Origin of the sequence: Streptomyces sp. NBC_00554, assembly GCF_041431135.1 — a bacterium.
Lineage (GTDB): Bacteria > Actinomycetota > Actinomycetes > Streptomycetales > Streptomycetaceae > Streptomyces.
In genome coordinates, this window is record NZ_CP107799.1 from 372,773 (window position 1) to 388,844 (window position 16,072).

15 protein-coding genes are annotated in these 16,072 nt (G+C 69.6%); 8 read left to right on the forward strand and 7 right to left on the reverse strand.

The genetic code is table 11. The features are described from left to right. Positions 1–87: 87 nt before the first annotated feature. Positions 88–708: a TOPRIM nucleotidyl transferase/hydrolase domain-containing protein gene (locus tag OG266_RS01805; protein WP_371541908.1), complete on the forward strand. Its 621-nt coding sequence runs from the start codon at positions 88–90 to the stop codon at positions 706–708. A 46-nt stretch (positions 709–754) separates the two neighbouring features. On the opposite strand, the gene OG266_RS01810 is transcribed toward OG266_RS01805, so the two are convergent. Then, positions 755–1,816: a serine hydrolase domain-containing protein gene (locus OG266_RS01810; protein WP_371552604.1), complete on the reverse strand. Its 1,062-nt coding sequence runs from the start codon at positions 1,814–1,816 to the stop codon at positions 755–757. Between the two features lie 252 nt (positions 1,817–2,068). Continuing rightward, entirely contained in the window at positions 2,069–2,965 is an 897-nt protein-coding gene (locus OG266_RS01815; RefSeq protein WP_371541910.1) for an alpha/beta hydrolase, read from the reverse strand. Between the two features lie 117 nt (positions 2,966–3,082). Between OG266_RS01815 and OG266_RS01820 the strand changes: the two genes are divergently transcribed. Continuing rightward, a complete protein-coding gene (locus OG266_RS01820) occupies positions 3,083–4,117 on the forward strand; it encodes a helix-turn-helix domain-containing protein (protein WP_371541912.1) in 1,035 nt (344 codons plus the stop codon). Positions 4,118–4,132: 15 nt separating this feature from the next. On the opposite strand, the gene OG266_RS01825 is transcribed toward OG266_RS01820, so the two are convergent. Further along, a complete protein-coding gene (locus tag OG266_RS01825) occupies positions 4,133–4,603 on the reverse strand; it encodes an Lrp/AsnC family transcriptional regulator (RefSeq protein WP_371541915.1) in 471 nt (156 codons plus the stop codon). A 138-nt stretch (positions 4,604–4,741) separates the two neighbouring features. On the opposite strand from OG266_RS01825, the gene OG266_RS01830 reads away from it, so the two are divergent. Continuing rightward, entirely contained in the window at positions 4,742–6,013 is a 1,272-nt protein-coding gene (locus OG266_RS01830) for a CynX/NimT family MFS transporter (protein ID WP_371541918.1), read from the forward strand. A gap of 21 nt (positions 6,014–6,034) precedes the next feature. On the opposite strand, the gene OG266_RS01835 is transcribed toward OG266_RS01830, so the two are convergent. Next, entirely contained in the window at positions 6,035–6,685 is a 651-nt protein-coding gene (locus OG266_RS01835; RefSeq protein WP_371552606.1) for a DNA alkylation repair protein, read from the reverse strand. A gap of 171 nt (positions 6,686–6,856) precedes the next feature. On the opposite strand from OG266_RS01835, the gene OG266_RS01840 reads away from it, so the two are divergent. From OG266_RS01840 to OG266_RS01850, 3 genes are all read left to right on the forward strand, one after another. Further along, on the forward strand, positions 6,857–7,732 hold the full coding sequence (locus tag OG266_RS01840; RefSeq protein ID WP_371541920.1) for a LysR family transcriptional regulator: 876 nt from the start codon (positions 6,857–6,859) through the stop codon (positions 7,730–7,732). Positions 7,733–7,852: 120 nt separating this feature from the next. Continuing rightward, on the forward strand, positions 7,853–8,719 hold the full coding sequence (locus OG266_RS01845; protein WP_371541923.1) for an NAD-dependent epimerase/dehydratase family protein: 867 nt from the start codon (positions 7,853–7,855) through the stop codon (positions 8,717–8,719). A 42-nt stretch (positions 8,720–8,761) separates the two neighbouring features. After that, complete coding sequence (locus OG266_RS01850) at positions 8,762–10,396, forward strand: Na+/H+ antiporter (RefSeq protein ID WP_371541926.1); 1,635 nt, start codon at positions 8,762–8,764, stop codon at positions 10,394–10,396. Positions 10,397–10,430: 34 nt separating this feature from the next. On the opposite strand, the gene OG266_RS01855 is transcribed toward OG266_RS01850, so the two are convergent. Further along, a complete protein-coding gene (locus OG266_RS01855) occupies positions 10,431–11,204 on the reverse strand; it encodes an NADPH-dependent F420 reductase (RefSeq protein WP_371552608.1) in 774 nt (257 codons plus the stop codon). 168 nt (positions 11,205–11,372) lie between these two features. Between OG266_RS01855 and OG266_RS01860 the strand changes: the two genes are divergently transcribed. After that, positions 11,373–12,200 (forward strand): helix-turn-helix domain-containing protein, encoded by an 828-nt coding sequence (locus OG266_RS01860; RefSeq protein WP_371541928.1) that lies wholly within the window; start codon positions 11,373–11,375, stop codon positions 12,198–12,200. Positions 12,201–12,271: 71 nt separating this feature from the next. Here the strand turns inward: OG266_RS01860 and OG266_RS01865 are convergent, their stop codons facing one another. Both OG266_RS01865 and OG266_RS01870 read right to left on the reverse strand, forming a co-directional pair. Then, a complete protein-coding gene (locus OG266_RS01865; RefSeq protein ID WP_371552610.1) occupies positions 12,272–13,585 on the reverse strand; it encodes an MFS transporter in 1,314 nt (437 codons plus the stop codon). A 305-nt stretch (positions 13,586–13,890) separates the two neighbouring features. Then, positions 13,891–14,802 (reverse strand): helix-turn-helix domain-containing protein, encoded by a 912-nt coding sequence (locus OG266_RS01870; RefSeq protein ID WP_371541930.1) that lies wholly within the window; start codon positions 14,800–14,802, stop codon positions 13,891–13,893. A gap of 205 nt (positions 14,803–15,007) precedes the next feature. On the opposite strand from OG266_RS01870, the gene OG266_RS01875 reads away from it, so the two are divergent. Beyond that, positions 15,008–15,988, forward strand: a complete 981-nt coding sequence (locus OG266_RS01875) for an aldo/keto reductase (protein WP_371541932.1) — start codon at positions 15,008–15,010, stop codon at positions 15,986–15,988. Positions 15,989–16,072 lie beyond the last annotated feature (84 nt).

Here is a 16,072-nt window from a genome sequence, read left to right on the forward strand (position 1 = left end):
TGATCTCGGCCGCGAGGGGGTTCAGTCGAAGATCGCCCCCGGAAAATCGCTCCGCGGTGCGCCGGACGGCGAGAGACACTCATGCCCATGGATGACACAAGACGCTTCAGTCGGGCGGCAGTTCAATGGGCGGCCGGAAGTGCCCATGCCGCCTCCGCGGCGCAGGAGTTGGCCGTCGGCCTGGGCATGGTCGTACTCGTCGAAGGCGTCAGCGACCAAGCCGCCCTCGAAGCGCTGGCTGCGCGCCGCGGCCGGGATCTCGATGCGGAGGGGATCGCGATCGTGCCGTTGGGGGGTGCGACGAGCATCGGACGGTTTCTGAAGCTCTTCGGTCCGCAGGGCCTCGGACTGCGGCTGGCGGGCCTGTGCGATGTCGGCGAGGAGCCCTATTTCCGGCGCAGCGTGGAGCAGGCGGGGCTCACGTTCAGCGCCTTCTACGTCTGTGAAGCGGACCTCGAGGACGAGCTGATCCGTGCGCTCGGCGCCGACTCGGTGCAGCAGGTCGTCGAGGAGCAGGGCGAGCTGCGCTCGTTCCGTACCTTCCAGAAGCAGCCCGCCCAGCGCGAGCGCACCGTGGAGCAGCAGCTCCGGCGCTTCCTGGGTACACACAGCGGCAGGAAGGCGCAGTACGCACGCGCGCTCGTGGAGCACCTCGACCCGGCCCGCGTGCCACGGCCCCTGGAGCTCCTGCTCGCGGATGCCACCTGAAGTCTCCGAGGATGCCCCGGCCTTCAGGCCGGGGCATCCTTCGCTCCTACCAGCTCCCGCACATCGCTTGCTGATAGAGGGTCGACAGCGCGTCGTCGATGGGGTGGTGCTGCGGGGTCCCCGAAGCGTCCAGCTTGTTCCACCTCGCGAGGTTCATCGCGAGGGACACCTGCCGCTCGCCGTCGGACCGGGTCCAGGACATCGTCAGGGCGCCCCATACCGTGCCGTCGTGGCCCCAGAAGGTGCCACACCCCGGGATCGTGACCTTCTGCAGACCGAGGCCGTAGTCGATCTGCTGCCCTTCGAGGCTGATGACCGGGACCGTGCGCTGCATCTGCGCCAGCGATGACTTGTTGACGATCTCGCCGGAGAGCAGCCGGTCGTAGAAGCGGTTGAGATCTTCCGTGGTCGAGACGAGACCGGCCCCTGTCATCGCCCAGGACATGTTGTAGACGCTGTAGTCGCGCGGCGGATCGATCAAGCCGTACAGCGCCTCGTACATCCGCGAGTGCGGCCCGTTGATACGCGGCCCGGACGGGAACTCGGTGTGCTGGAGTCCTGCGCGCTCAATGACATTCCGGGTGATGTAGTTCTCTGCCGTCGTGCCGGTCACCCGCTCCAGGAGTTCGCCGAGAAGCAGGTAATTGGTGTTGGAGTACACCCCTGGAGTGCTTCCCGGCTCGCCGACGGCAGGCGCCGTCAGCCCCATCTCGATCAGCTCAGCCGGGCGGAACTGCCTGAACCGGTTGTCGTCCAGGCTCTTGGGGGACAAGTCCGGCAGAGAGGGCCACTCCTTGAACGACGGGAACGCATAGGGGAGGTACTCGGCGATGCCGCTGGTGTGGTTGAGCAGCATCCGAACCGTGATCTTCTTGCCGCGCTCCCCCGGGACCAACCGCGGCAGGTAGCCGCCGATCGGCGCGTCGAGCTGGATCCGGCCCTTCTCGACCTGCTGCAGGACCGCGGCGGCGGTGAAGGTCTTGGTGATGCTGCCGACACGCTGCCGCATGTCGGGCGTGATGGGGCGGCCGGTCTTCACATCGGCGACCCCGGAAGCGCCGCGCCACACCTGGCCGGCGTCGCGCACCTCGGCGTACACGCCCGGCATCCCCGCACGGTGGACGCCGTCCAGCGCGGACTTCAGCTCCGCAGGATCCAAGCCGGCCGATGCGCTCGTACTGGCGGCCGGTACAGCGTCTGTCGCGTTGGGCGCCGGAACTCCCGTCGCCATGCCCGCACTCACACTCAGAGCGGCCACGCTTCCACACACGACCAGTCGGATCTTCATGACAGCGTCCTCTCATGATCATGATCAATGAGTGCGACGGGGACACTCCCCGTGCTCTTCGACATCGACGGTTCACTCGGCCAGGGCGCGGCGCAGGGCGGCGCCCAGTTCGGCCATCTGCCGCTGCGAGACCTCGGCGGACACGATCGCCTGCGAACCGTGGAACGTACCCGGCCACTGGTGCAGTTCGACCGGCACGCCCGCCTGGAGCAGGCGCAGCGCGTACGTGATGTCCTCGTCCCGGTTCGGACAGAACTCCGCGCTGGCGATGTAGGCGGGTGGCAGGCCGGACAGGTCGGCGGCCCGTGCCGGGGCGGCGTACGCCGTGGCGGGTGTGGAGCCCAGGTAGTGCCGCCAGGTCGCGGCGATCTTGTCGCGATTCATCCAGGGCGTGTCGGTGAAGTTGCGCGCCGACCACGTCTCCTGCCGGTCGTCGAGCTCGGGCTGGTTGAGCAACTGGAAGCGGATCGGCGGCCCTTGCTCATCACGCGCCCGCAACGCCACCGCGGCCGCGATGCCGGCGCCGGCACTGTGACCGCCCACCGCGATCCGCCCCCGGTCGACGCCGAGCTCGGCCGCGTACTCGGCTGTCCAGAGCAGCGCCGCGTAGGCGTCGTCGAAGGCGGCAGGGAACCGGTGCTCGGGGGCCAGCCGGTAGCCCACCGAGACCACCACTGCGCCGGAGACGTCCGCGACCCGGGTGGCCCACGGATGCTCGGTGTCCAGGTCACCCATGACGAATCCGCCGCCGTGCAGCCAGACGATGGCGCCCTGTGCCCGGTGCGGGCGATAGATCCGCACCGGCACGTCCGGATCGGCGCGCACCGTGCGGTCCTCGATCTCCATTCCGGCGGTGTCCGGTGGCGGCACCGCGGCGGCCAGACCGGCGAAACTCTTGCGGTCGGTGGCCGGGTCGGTCAGATCGGCGCGGGGGAACAACGGTATGAATGCTTCGAGTTCGGGATCCATGTCGGCCATCCTCACGGTCGCCGCCCCCGAGTTCATCCGCCGTCCGTCGGTCAACTCCCCCGGATCGCGCAGCGTTTGGCGCCTCTCCTTCTGCCGGGGAGGCCCTATCCTCCAGCCATGGAGGCACTGGCCGTACGGCTGTCGCACCTGGACTCCCAAGCTGAAGGCGCGATCCGGGTCGTCATGTTCTACGACACGCTGATGCGTCGGCGAGTGGATCTCCCGGCGCTCGCCCGGGCCTCGGCGGTTCTCGCCGAGTGCGTGACCGGGATTCGGCTGCACAGCACGGGGCGGGCGATCCGCGTCTCGTCCGACGGCAGGGAAGCGTCGACTCCGCCGTCACCCGCGTCCACCACGGCGTCGATCACCCTCGACGAGGAGGAGATCGGCACCGTGTGGCTGGAACGCTCCAGCACGCCCGGCTCGCTCGACGAACTGATGCTGGACCGGCTCGCCCTGGCCGCCGCGGCGGTCGTCGAGCGGTACGGCCCGGCCCGCACCACCATGGCCGACCCCGCCCTCGTCGAACTGGTCATCAGCTCCGACAGCGACGAGGCGGCGAGAGCCCGGGCGCTACGGCTCCTGGGTTTCGCCGCCGACCTGCCGGTCCGCGTCATCGCCTTACGGTCGCAGCTTCCGCTCGACAAGATCGGCTGCCTGGTGTGCCCGGGCCGCCCGGTGAAGGCGGCACCGCTCGCCGACGTGGGAGTCATCCTGGCCACCAGGGAGGACCTGGCCAGGTTTCCGGCAGGCGTACGCGCGGGCATCGGAGCCGCCGAGAGCCCCGACCGGTCCTGGCGGGAAGCGCGCACCGCCCTCCGCTTCACCACCCCACGCGAACCCGTCATCCGCTACGCCGACCTGGGCGCGCTGGCGCTCCTCGCCGAGATACCCCAGGACACCGCGCGGGAAAATGCCGACGTGGCCGCGATCGTTCGCCTGGCTGACAACCCAGAAGATCTGGAGACTCTCGACGCCTACTGTGCAACCGGCTCCCTGCGCCGGGCCGCTGACCTTCTCCACCTGCACCACAGCAGCGTCTCCCGCCGACTCGAGCAGATCGGCAAGACCCTGGGTTTCGAACTGACCCAGCCCACCGGACTGGTACGCGCCGGGCTCGCACTCACCGCCTGGCGGCTGCTCGACGACTGAGGGCGTGCCGTGGGTTCATCCCTTCGCCAGGCGCTGCAGGAGGGCCCGGGGGCGGTACGGGATGACCTCGGCCAGCGAGATGGCAGTGCTGGTCCGGTCGACTCCGTCGATGGCGAGGATCGCCTTGGTGATGCGGTGCAGGTCCGTGGTGTCCTTGGCGACGACGTGCGCGAGGAGGTCGGCGTCGCCGGTGGTGTAGTGGACCTCGATGACTTCGGGGAGGGCGAGCAGTCCCTCATGGACGCTCTCGGGCTCGGCCTGACTCATCGTGAGCGACATGAACGCCACCAGGCCGTACCCGAGGGTGGCGGGATCGACGCGCCGGCTGAAGGGCTTCAGCACTCCGTCGGCGGCCATCCTCCGCAGCCTGGCGTGAACGGTGTTCCGGGCCACACCCAGGGTCTGAGCCAGAGCGAGAATCGTGGCGTCCGGGTCGTCGTCCAGGGCCAGAGCGATCCGGGCATCCAAGGGGTCCATCAGCGTCATGGTGCGCATTCTGCCACCTGAGAGACCTGATGCTGAGCATCTGTCGCACTCCATAGGGTCTGTATTGCGCGGATGCCCCGGCGTGAGGTCAAGGTGGCGGGACGTTCCGCACCCCCGCCCTGATGAAGGACCGCCGCCATGGCCTCGACGACGCATCCCACCGGCACCGGCAGTTCCTGGATCGTCGTCGTGTGCGCCGGGGTTGCTGCCGGGCTGCAGGTGTGGAAGCTGCCGCCCGCGCTCCCGTACCTGCGGCACGACCTGTCACTGACCCTCGTCCAGGCCGGGACCCTGCTGGGGATCGTCCAGCTGGCCGGGATGCTCGGCGGACTCGCCATCTCGCTCCTGGCCGAACTGATCGGCGAGCGACGCTGCCTGAGCATCGGGCTGGTTCTGTTGTGCCTCGGGTCTGCCGGCGGCGGCTTCGCCTGGTCGGCGGCTCCGCTGCTGGCCTCCCGGGCGGTCGAGGGCGCCGGTTTCATCCTGGTGGCGGTGACCGGCCCGGGGCTGATCCGCCGGAGCACCCCACCCGGCCGCTTCACCACAGCCATGGGCTTCTGGGGCGCCTACCAGGGCATCTCCACCTTCGCCGGGCTCATCACCGGCGCACTGGTCCTGCAGGTGGTGCCATGGCGGGTGTGGTGGTGGGCCATGGCCCTGCTCGCACTGGCGCCGCTGCCCTGCGTCCTGGCCCGCGTTCCCCACGACGGCGCACGAGGTGCCCGTGCCGCGTCGGCCGCCCTCGCCCGCATCGGCCGCACTGTCCGAGCCCCCGCTCCGTGGACGGCCGGGCTCGTCTTCGCCTGCTACACCCTCCAGTGGATGGCCGTGGTCGGGTTCCTGCCCACCATCTACCGCGACAGCGGGATGACGGGCATCTGGCCAGGCGTCCTGAGTGCCTTGGTCGGTGCGGCGAACGCCATCGGCTCGATCACCACCGCGGCACTCATGAAACGCGGCCTGCCCGCCCGGGCCCTCCTCATCCCCGCCTTCACCCTCATGGCCACCACATCGCTGCTGGCCTTCGTCCCCCACTGGCGTGCGGTGCCCGCAGGCACCACCTGGCAGTTCCTGTGCGTCGCGGCCTTCTCACTGATCGGCGGCGCGATACCGGCCGCCTTGCTGCGCATGATCGGTGAACTGACACCGGCAGGCGGCTCCGCCCCCGCCACCATGGGCCTGATCCAGCAACTCTTCAACACCGGCAGCTTCGTGGGCCCCGCCATCGCCGCATGGCTGGCCACCCGTACGGGCGGCTGGCAGTCCACTTGGTGGATGACCTGTGCCTGCGCGGCCGTGGGCATCGCCCTCAGCCTCCGTCTCAGGCCCCGGGCCACGGCTCCGGTGGTGGACGCGACGACCGCCTTGGCCACATCCACACAGGCTTCCGGGCCCTCACAGCGCCAGTGACGGTGTCTCCGCCGCAGCTTCCTACTTATCGTTGTCGTGCTGTCGGCGCACCATCTCGGTGATCCAGATCGGCGCGAACGGAGACGTGCAGCCCGGGGAGGTCGGGTAGTCCTTGAGCACTTGCAGGCGCTCACCGATGTCCATTGCACGGGTGCGGTGCTCGGCATGCTCGATACCGATCTGAGCCAGGCAGTGGTTCATCGCCCACTGCAGGCGATCCGGGGCGTCTTTCATCTCCGCCTCGATGACGTCGAGCAGTTCTGCCAGGTCGAGGACCTCGGGCTTCTTGGCCACGCGTTCGGTGGTCAGCGCCCAGCCGGCGCTCGCGACCACTGGATCCGGATCGGCGGACCAGGTCAGGCGCAGTTCTTCGGAGTGCGGGTTCTTCTTCACCACGTAGTTCACGAGCCAGTCGTGCACCTTGGGCGTGCGCGTTTCGCGCAGCATGATGTCCAACTCGTCGCGCTCGAAAGCCTTCGGGCGGCAGATCAGCAGCGCCAGCAGTCTCGCCGCGGTGTCGTCCGTCTCCCAGAGCCGGCACGCAAGTTCCTGCTGCGTCTTCAGCCGCTTCGCGAGCGCGCGCAGTTTGCTGAGGTTCACACCGTGATCGTCACCGTGTTTCTCGTTCACCTCGCGCGTCTTCGGGTCCTCGAGCCCGGCCAACTCGGCCATCACGTCGGCCACCGTCGTCCCGGCCACGTCAGCCTCCTGTCGATCACATACGGCGCTCAGCCTAGCGAGGTACGGGAGCTACAGCCTCAGCGCATCCGCACGCCGGCCGTATCCTCGCCGGGCTCCCCGGTGACACGGTCCGGAAGATCTAGTCTGGGAGGTGGAGTCTGCATGGTGGGAGATGTCGTGGATGTCGATCTGCGCAAGTTGCGCTACTTCGTGGTTGTGGCCGAGGAGTTGCACTTCGGCAGGGCCGCCGAGCGGCTGCACATCACGCAACCGGTGCTGTCCCGGCAGATCCGCGCGCTGGAGCAGGAGCTGCGCGCGCAGTTGTTCAGCAGGAACAAGCAGAGCACCGAGTTGACGGCCGCCGGCCGCCAACTGCTGGAGGACGCGCGCCCCCTGCTGGCCGCCTCGCAGGCTCTGCACCGCCGGGTCCAGCAGGCCGCCCACGGGTCTTCGGCGTTCACGGTCGGCTTCATGCCCGGGATCACCGTGACCGGCGCTGTGCGTGCCTTCTCCGCCAGGCATCCCGAGCTGAGTGTGCAGGTGGTGCGCACTTCCTGGGGTGACCAGGTCCAAGGGTTGCACGAGGGCGTTCTCGACGTGAGCTTCGTACGGCTGCCCGTCGACCGTCGCGGCCTGGAGCTGCGCCCGCTCTTCCGGGAGCCCCGTGTCGCCGTACTGCCGGCGGACCACCGGCTGGCGGGCAAGGAGTCCATCGTCATCGCGGATCTGGCGTCCGAGCGGCTGCTGCAGGACCCCGACGCCGTCCCCGAGTGGCGTGATCTCCCCGAGCGGTCCGGCGGCGAGGAGGCCGGGCCGCGGCCCTCGTTCGCCACCGTCGAGGAGAAGCTGGAGCACGTCGCGACGTCCGGGGGCGTCCTCGTCCTTCCGCTGTCCACCGCGGCGTATTACACCCACACCGATGTCGCGCATGTGCCCATCGACGACATCGGCCCCGGCGAGGTCTGCCTCGCCTGGAGCACCGGCCGCCGCTCCCCTCTGCTCCCGGAGTTCGCCGACATCGCCGCTGCCCAGCACTGATGCCCTGAGAGCATCACCGCTGACAGAAGAGGTCTTGGACGCCGGCCGAGGCACGGCCCCAGGGTGGAGGAGCGGCGGGATTCCCCCGCCGCTCCTCCACCCACAAGGACCGTGAGAGCGATGCAGATCTTCATCACAGGCGGCTCCGGCTACATCGGCCGCTCCACCATCGGGGCACTGACCGGGCACGGCATCGCCGTGACGGCGCTGGCGCGCAGCGAGCATGCGGCGCGCATCGTGTCGGACCTTGGTGCCACCCCGGTCGCGGGGTCGCTCACCGACACCGATGTCCTCCGTGAGGCGGCCCGCGCGGCCGACGGGGTCATCCACCTCGGGGTGGACTACGCCGAGGGCACCGCGGACGTCGACCGTGCGGCGGCGGAGGCGCTGCAGGACGGCGTGGGAAGTGGCCCGTATGTGCACACGGGCGGGGTGTGGGTGTACGGCGACACCGACGGGGTCGTCGACGAGGGCGCCCCGCTGAGCCCGCCGCGTATCACCGCTTGGCGGCTGGAGAACGAGAAGCGGGTGCTCGCCCGGGCCGCCACCGGAGAGCGCCCGGTGGTGGTGATGCCGGGGCTGGTCTACGGCCGCTCCGGCGGGCTGGCGCAGTCGTTCTTCGTCGAGCCGGGGCGCACTGCGGGTGCCGTGCCCTGCATCGGGGACGGCTCCAACCACTGGGCACTGGTCCACGTCGACGACATCGCCGAGCTGTACGTCCTGGCCCTGAACGCCCCGGCCGGTTCCGTCTACGCGGGAGTGGGCGGCCAGAACCTTCCCCTGTCCGACATCACCCGGGCCCTCAGCCACGCCGCCGGATGCCCGGACCGGATCGAGTCGCTGACCCTCGCGGAGGCCGTACAGCGGATGGGCCCGATCGCCGAGGCGTTCGCCCTCGACCAGCAGTTCAGCGGCGCCCGTGCGCGCCGCGAGCTCGGCTGGACGCCCACCCGTCTCGACGCCCTGGCCGAACTCGCCCAGGGCTGAACCACCCAGGGAAAGGAGTGACTGCTAGGAAGGCGGTGCCGAATGCGGGGACTGGAAGTCGTCGTGGTCGTTCTCGCGGCCGTGCTGGTCATGACGTGGCTGGCTCGCCGCCTGCGCTGGAACGAGCCGGTCCTGCTGGTGGCAGGAGGCTGCCTGATCGGTCTCACCCCCGAGTTCCGCACACTGGTCCTGCCGCCCTCGGTCGTTCTGCTGCTCTTCCTGCCGCCCTTGCTCCACTGGGAGTCGCTGACCACCTCACTGCGCGAGATCCGGACGAACCTGCGCGGCATCGTGCTGCTCGCGACCGGCCTGGTGCTGGCCACCGCTGTCGCCGTGGCCGGGGTGGGGCACGCGCTGGGCCTCTCCTGGCCGCTCGCCTTCGTGCTGGGCGCCGTCGTCGCCCCCACCGATGCCATCGCGGTGGGGGCGGTCGCCCGGCTCCTGCCGCGTCGGATCCAGACCATCCTGCGGGCGGAGAGCCTGATCAACGACGGCACCGCGCTTGCCCTCTACGCGGTGGTCGTCGGGGTCGCCGTTCAGGGACAGGCCGTCACCTGGTCGGGCACCGCCGCACGCTTCCTGCTCTCCTACGCGGGCGGTGTCGCGATCGGCGCCGCCTGCGCCACCATCGTGGTGGCACTGCGCAGGCGGTTGCGCGACCGCGTGTTGGAGAGCGCCCTGGCCGTGCTCACCCCGTTCGCCACCTACCTGCCCGCTCAACTCCTGGACGTCTCCGGCGTGCTGGCGGTGGTCACCTGCGGTCTCATCCTCAGCCAGGCAGGACCCAAGGTGATCAGCGCGGGCGCAAGAGTGCAGATCACCGACTTCTGGGAGGTGAGCACCTTCATCCTCAACAGTGCCCTGTTCGTCCTGGTGGGCATCCAGACACCCGCCATCGTGAGCGCGATCGGTTCCGTCTCTCTGGGACACGCCGTGGTCACCGCGTTGCTGGTCGGCGGCGTGGTGATCGCCACTCGCCTGCTGTGGCTGTACTCGGTGCCCTACCTGCTCCGCGTGGTCGACCGCCGCCCGGTCCAGCGCACGCTGCGCTCCGGCGCCCGGGAACGGTTCCCTGTCGCCTGGAGCGGGGTGCGCGGGGCCGTGTCGCTGGCGGCCGCCCTCGGAGTGCCGACCACCACTGCTGCGGGCCGACCGATCGAGGGACACGGCCTGCTGGTGTTCACCGCCGTGGCCGTCATCCTGGTCACGCTGGTCGTCCAGGGCACGACCATGCCCGCGGTGATCCGTTGGTCCGGACTTCGCGGCGATCCCGACGTGACCACCGAGGAACGCCGCGCCCGTCGCCAGATGGCCAATGCTGCGCTGAAAGTCCTTCCCGACCACGCCGACCGCCTCGATACGCCGCCGAAGACGACCGACGCCATTGTGAGCGAACTGCGCCAGTACGCGGCCGAGGACGCGGGACCGTCCGACACCGGGCCCGGCGTGCGGGCCGGGCTCGAACTGCGCCGCACGCTGGTCGGCGTCAAGCGCGGCGCCCTGATCCACATGCGCGACCAGCGCGTCATCGACGACATCGTCCTACGTCGGCTGCAGTCGGTCCTGGACAGCGAGGAAATCAGGATCGAGCTGGCCCTGCGTGCCTTCGCCGGCCGGCCGCCCTCACCACCGGCCGACGGCACGGCCGATCCGCGCGACAGGGTGCCCGGGGAGTGAGACACGTCGTCGGTGGCCCGGCCGGGTTCCGGAGTCAGTCGTCGCTCGGGAGCAAGGTCTCGCCCGCCGGCAGGCGTACCGCGGTCCTGACGAGCTCGTCGACCTGCGCTGCGGGAACGACGATGCCGGGTGTCTGGAGGGTCCAGCGGAAGAAGGCCTCGACGTTCATGGGGGGTGTTTCGCCGAGATAGGGCTGGACGTACACCGGTGTGTTCGGTTCACTGCGCCAACTGGTGGCGAGCGCACCGATGTTCACCGTGTCGTAGCCGAGGATGTCCAACAGCCGGGTGGCCTCTGTGTTGGCCTCCGCGTCGTCCGCGGCGATGGGCAGGGCACTGCGGTCCGGCGCGCCCGCGGGCCGGGCGAGGGAGACCAACTGGTGCGGGGTGATGTTGTTCAGTGCCTTGACGACATGGGAGCCCGCGAGGTGGCGCTGGATCAGAGCGCTGGAGGTCAGTTCACCCGCGTCCAGTTCGGCCAGGTGGCCGTCCCGCTGCGGGTAGTAGTTCGCCGTGTCCAGCACCGTCTTGCCGGCCAGGGCATCGGCGGGGAGGTCTTTGTAGGCATTGAGTGGGATGGCCGCCACCACCAGGTCCGCGGCGCGTGCTGCTTCTGCCGGTGTGGCCGCTCGGGCACTTCCGCCCAGGTCGGCGACAAGGTCAGCGAGTGTCTCAGGGCCTCGCGAATTACTGAGGACAACCTCGAGGCCTGCCGCAACGGCCAGACGGGCGACGGAAGATCCGATCATTCCGCTGCCGATGAGTCCGAGCGTTTTGGGCATGGCTTCTCTCCGTTCGTTGGTGTGGATGCCACGGCAGGAGCCGGCGGGCGGCGAGCGAGCGTGGCAGGGCCCACGCCGGTCGCGCGTGGGTGGCCCGCCACACAGCATGGAACGGCCGCGACCGCTCACCCAGGCTCGTGTTCTGCGTACTCACGGCGTGATCACCCGCGGCACGTCCCGGCGTAAAGTCGTCATGTGGACGATCGGACCGAGCTGAGCGACTTCCTCAAATCACGCCGTGCCCGCCTGCGCCCGGAGGACGTCGGGTTGCGCGACTACGGCGGAGTACGCCGGGTCGCGGGCCTGCGGCGTGAGGAGTTGGCCCGGCTGGCGGGCGTGAGCATCGCCCACTACACGCGTCTGGAACAGGGCAAGGGCGAGGCCGTCTCGGACGAGGTTCTGGACGCCGTCGGCGCGGCGCTGCGTCTGAACGCTGACGAATCGGCGTACCTGCACCGGATCGCACGGCGCCCCCGGCCCTGCGTCGGGGGCGTGGCCTCGTACGATGTGCGTCCGGGCCTGCGCTACCTGCTGGAGTCGTTCGTGATGACGCCGGCGCTGCTGGTCGGGCGGCACACCCAGATCCTCGGCTGGAACGGGCTCGCGGTAGCGGTGTTCGGCGACTTTCCCGCACTGCCGGAGAGCCGCCGCACGATCTCACACCTGTGGTTCACCGACTCCTACCTGCAACTGCACGGCACCGGTTGGGAACGGGCGGCACGCGAGCACGTGGCACATCTGCGCGTTCTGCTCGGGCGGTATCGCGGGGACGCCGAGCTCGCGGCGCACATCGACCACATGCGGGATCTGAGCGCGGACTTCGCTCGGATGTGGGCGGAGCACCCGGTCGCGCAGGTCCGGGACCGGGCCTACGTTCTGCACCATCCGGTCGTGGGCGAACTGACCCTGCACGGCGAGCTCATCGCGCTGCCCGACGATCCGGCGTGCTGGGGCCTTGACCTGTTCGCCGCAGAACCGGGCTCGGCATCCGAGCAGGCGCTGCGGAAACTCGCGAGCCTGTAGGCCGGCACGAACATCGGGGGGGCGATCCGCTGCCGCTCCCCCAACAGCTGTGCCAGAGCCGGGTTTTGATGTCACCCGACGTCACCTGGTGAGCTGCCGCCGGTCTCGCGGAGGGACCTCTCGGGGACTTGAAGCCGGGCGGCCGTCGTCGGCGCGTCCTGCGAGGCCGGAAGCGCCCGTCCCAGGCATGCGAGCGGGGACAGAGCCATCAGCACCGGGGACAGCATCATGCCTGTGGCCGTCACCACGAGACTGGTACGCAACCCCCACTCCCCCGCGAGAAATCCGCCGAGCAGCGAGCCGAGCGGAGTCAGCCCCATGCCGACAAACGTGATCGTCGCGGCCGTACGGCCTTGCATCCCGTCCGGAGTGACCGCCTGCCGGACGGCCATGACCGTCACATTCACCAACTGGCTGCCTGTCCCGAACACGAAGTTGACCGCAAGGAGCGCGGCAACTGTCGCCGCGGAGGGGCCGTGCAGAGCGGGGACGCACAGCAACACGCCGTCGCCGAGTGCCGCCGCGGACACGAGCACCACGCCATGACCGAACCGGCCCGGCAGGCGGGCGGCGAGCATCGAGCCCACGAGCGCGCCCGGCCCCGTCGCCGCAAGGGCCAGCCCGACGGCGGTACCCGACAGGTGCAGTTCCCGCGGCAGGAAGAGCAGATAGACGGTCATCATGGCCGCGAAGGAGAACTGGAAGGCGGCCGAGGCCAGGCACACGGCCCGCAGCGAGGTGTCGCTGACGACGAAGCGCAGGCCTTCATGGATCCGCTGCCACACCCGAGGGGGACGCTCCGAACGCTCCGGAATCGATTCGGTCCGGCGGATCCGTCGGATCGACAGGAACGACAGCGCGAAGAACAGCGCACTGGAAGCGGCCGCGATCGGCGCCGACAGCAGCGTCACCAACGTACCGCCGAGGGCGGGACCGCCGATCTGCGCGACGGACCGGCTGCCCTCGAGCGCGCTGTTGCCCCGCACCAGCTGATCGCGTTTCACCAGCCTTACGAGGGACGCCTGGTAGGCCACGTCGAAGAACACGGACAGGGTCCCGACCGCGATGGCGACCACGAGCAGCGCGGGAAGGCCGAGCCAACCGAAGAGGCCGGCCGCGGCGGCGGCGCCCAGTGCCAGGGTCCGGCCGATGTCCGTCAGTACCATCACCGTGCGGGTCCGCCACCTGTCCACCCACGCGCCGACGAAGAGCGAGAGCAACAGGATCGGCGCCTGCCCCACCGCGCGGAGAACGCCCACCTGGCCGGCACCGGCGTTGAGCGTCAGGACGGCGAAGAGCGGCAGAACCACCAGACTTGCGTGTTCGCCGAGTTGGGAGGCCGTCTGCCCCAGCCAGAGTTTGCGGAAGTCTCCGTCCCGCCACAGGCTCGACGACGCAGGCCGGCCGGAATCGGAAACAGCGGAGGAAGCAGAGGAAGCGGACGACACGAGGATCCCTTGGGTTGCCGAGGGCAAGGCCCGCCACCTGGCGCACGAAAGGCGCACTTACGGTTCAGGCGGGGAAGGCTCGCTGTGCCGCGTATCAAGGGCAGCACGCGATGACGGGCCGATCAGGCCTACAACGTCAACGCGCGCTCTGACGACCGGGCATGTCTTGTCTCCTCGTTGGTCACTCGCTGCCCGGACAATAGCCCCCGGCGGCCCGGCGCGAAATGCAATTGAAGATCAAGTCAGTCCTCAGGGTTCCGGCCGCGTGTTCCTGCCGTCGGGTTGTTGTTCCGTTGGTCGTCGGCGTTCCAGCTGGCCAGGAGGCGGATCGCATCGGCTTCGGGGGTACCGGGTTGAGGGGTGTAGACACTGAGGATCTGGCTGGAGACGGCGTCTATACGGAGGGTCTCGTAGGGCAGTGTGACCTCGCCGATGAGCGGGTGCCGGACGGTCTTCGCGCCGGCTCGGGCGGTTCGTACGTCGTTGGTCGCCCAGCGCGTCCGGAATGCTGTGCTGCGGGTCGCGAGCTCTCCGATCAGTCCGGTCAGGTCCGGGTCGTCTGGGTGGCGGCCGGCCTCGATGCGCAGCATCGCCACGGTGTCGGCTGCGATCCCGTCCCACTCGGGGAACAAGTCCCGGGCCCTGGGCTCGTCGAGGAACAGGAAACGGGCGCTGTTCGTCCGTCCCGGCAGGTCGAACATGGGCGCCAGGAGTGCCCGCCCCAGTGTGTTGACCGCGAGGATGTCGAACCGGCCGTTGAAGACCACTGCGGGTAGGTGGTCCATAGAGTCCAGCAGCACCCGGATTCCGGGGGTGACCAGGTCTTTCGCTGCGCCACGGCTTCGCTTGCGGGCCGCGGGGGTCAGAGCGGCGAGCAGCCGGTCGAGGTGAGCGCGCTCGTCATCGTCCAGACGCAGGACGCCGGCGACGGCGTCGACGACTCCGGCGGAGGGCCCGGTCGCCTGGCCGCGTTCGAGCCGCACGTAGTACTCCGGGCTGACCCCGGCGAGCAACGCGACCTCCTCCCTGCGCAGGCCTTTCACCCGACGGCGGGTGCCCTGCGGGGGAAGGCCGGCGTCGGTTGGGGTGACCCGGGCGCGGCGGGTGGTGAGGAACTCGCGGACCGCCGCCCGCGCGGCCTCCTTCTCGTCCATGGGATCAAGGATAGGCCCGGCCCACGTCCCGGAAGGGGTCCCTGTGAGTACCCCTTTTCGCAGTGCCTGTCGGGATGTGGTGAACCGATGTTGGCTGGATGTCGGCGAGATCGAGATCGACGCCCGGATGCCTCGGACGTCAGCCCTCGCCGCTTCCCTCTGATGCACCGTCCTTCGACACTCTCGACGAGAAACGAGTTCTCTGATGCAGCACGCCATGCTGGGGAGCCTGCGGGTTTCCCGGATCGGCCTGGGTGCCATGTCCATGGCCGGCACCCTCCTCTCCGGGGGCGGCCTGGACGACGCCGAATCCATCCGCGCCGTCCATCGCGCGCTCGACCTCGGCGTCACCCACATCGACACCGCTGAAAGTTACGGCCCGTACCACAGCGAGGAGGTCGTCGGTCAGGCGCTGGAGGGTCGGCGCGACCAGGTCGTCCTCGCCACGAAGTTCGGCATCCTGTCCCATTCCGGGGACGGAACCGGCCTGTTCGACAGCAGTCCGGCCAACATCCGCACCGCCGTCGAAGGCTCCCTGAAGCGCCTGCGCACCGACCGGATCGACCTCTACTACCAGCACCGGGTCGACCAGAACACCCCCATCGAGGAGACCATCGGCACCGTGGCCGAGCTGGTCACCGAAGGCAAGGTTCTGAGTATCGGCCTGTCCGAGGCCTCTCCGGACACGATTCGTCGCGCGCACGCCGTGCACCCGATCTCCGCGTTGCAGACCGAATACTCCCTGTGGACCCGCGACGTCGAGACCGAACTGCTGCCCCTGCTCCGCGAGTTGGGCATCGGCCTCGTTCCCTACGCGCCACTCGGGCACGGGTTCCTGACCGGCCAGATCCGTACGCCGGAGGAGATCCCCGACGGCGACTGGCGCAAGACCAATCCGCGCTTCATCGGCGAGGCCTTCTACCAGAACCTGCAGCTCGTCGAGGAGGTACGGAACATCGCGGCCGAGGTCAGTGGCACCCCGGCCCAGATCGCGCTGGCCTGGCTGGTGGCCCAGGGCGGGGACATCGCCCCGATCCCCGGCAGCCGGCGCGTCGCTCGCGTCGAGGAGAACACCGCCTCCGACGGCATCGTCCTGACCGCCGACCAATTGCAGCGGCTCGACACCCTCACGCCGGCCACCGGCGCCCGACACGACGACTTCAACGAGTCCACGATCGACCGCTGAACCAGCGTCAGCGCGTGTGCCTCAACCAGCCCGAACACCGGACCCCAACGGGGTTCTCGACGCACGAGAGTCTTCGCCTCAAAG

What these genes read in the sequence shown, in the direction of transcription:
- OG266_RS01805 (WP_371541908.1), top strand. Translation starts at nt 88, where the DNA reads ATGGATGACACAAGACGCTTCAGTCGGGCGGCAGTTCAATGGGCGGCC.
- OG266_RS01810 (WP_371552604.1), bottom strand. Translation starts at nt 1,816, where the DNA reads ATGCCGGGCGTGTACGCCGAGGTGCGCGACGCCGGCCAGGTGTGGCGC.
- OG266_RS01815 (WP_371541910.1), bottom strand. Translation starts at nt 2,965, where the DNA reads ATGGATCCCGAACTCGAAGCATTCATACCGTTGTTCCCCCGCGCCGAT.
- OG266_RS01820 (WP_371541912.1), top strand. Translation starts at nt 3,083, where the DNA reads ATGGAGGCACTGGCCGTACGGCTGTCGCACCTGGACTCCCAAGCTGAA.
- OG266_RS01825 (WP_371541915.1), bottom strand. Translation starts at nt 4,603, where the DNA reads ATGACGCTGATGGACCCCTTGGATGCCCGGATCGCTCTGGCCCTGGAC.
- OG266_RS01830 (WP_371541918.1), top strand. Translation starts at nt 4,742, where the DNA reads ATGGCCTCGACGACGCATCCCACCGGCACCGGCAGTTCCTGGATCGTC.
- OG266_RS01835 (WP_371552606.1), bottom strand. Translation starts at nt 6,685, where the DNA reads ATGGCCGAGTTGGCCGGGCTCGAGGACCCGAAGACGCGCGAGGTGAAC.
- OG266_RS01840 (WP_371541920.1), top strand. Translation starts at nt 6,857, where the DNA reads ATGGTGGGAGATGTCGTGGATGTCGATCTGCGCAAGTTGCGCTACTTC.
- OG266_RS01845 (WP_371541923.1), top strand. Translation starts at nt 7,853, where the DNA reads ATGCAGATCTTCATCACAGGCGGCTCCGGCTACATCGGCCGCTCCACC.
- OG266_RS01850 (WP_371541926.1), top strand. Translation starts at nt 8,762, where the DNA reads ATGCGGGGACTGGAAGTCGTCGTGGTCGTTCTCGCGGCCGTGCTGGTC.
- OG266_RS01870 (WP_371541930.1), bottom strand. Translation starts at nt 14,802, where the DNA reads ATGGACGAGAAGGAGGCCGCGCGGGCGGCGGTCCGCGAGTTCCTCACC.
- OG266_RS01875 (WP_371541932.1), top strand. Translation starts at nt 15,008, where the DNA reads ATGCAGCACGCCATGCTGGGGAGCCTGCGGGTTTCCCGGATCGGCCTG.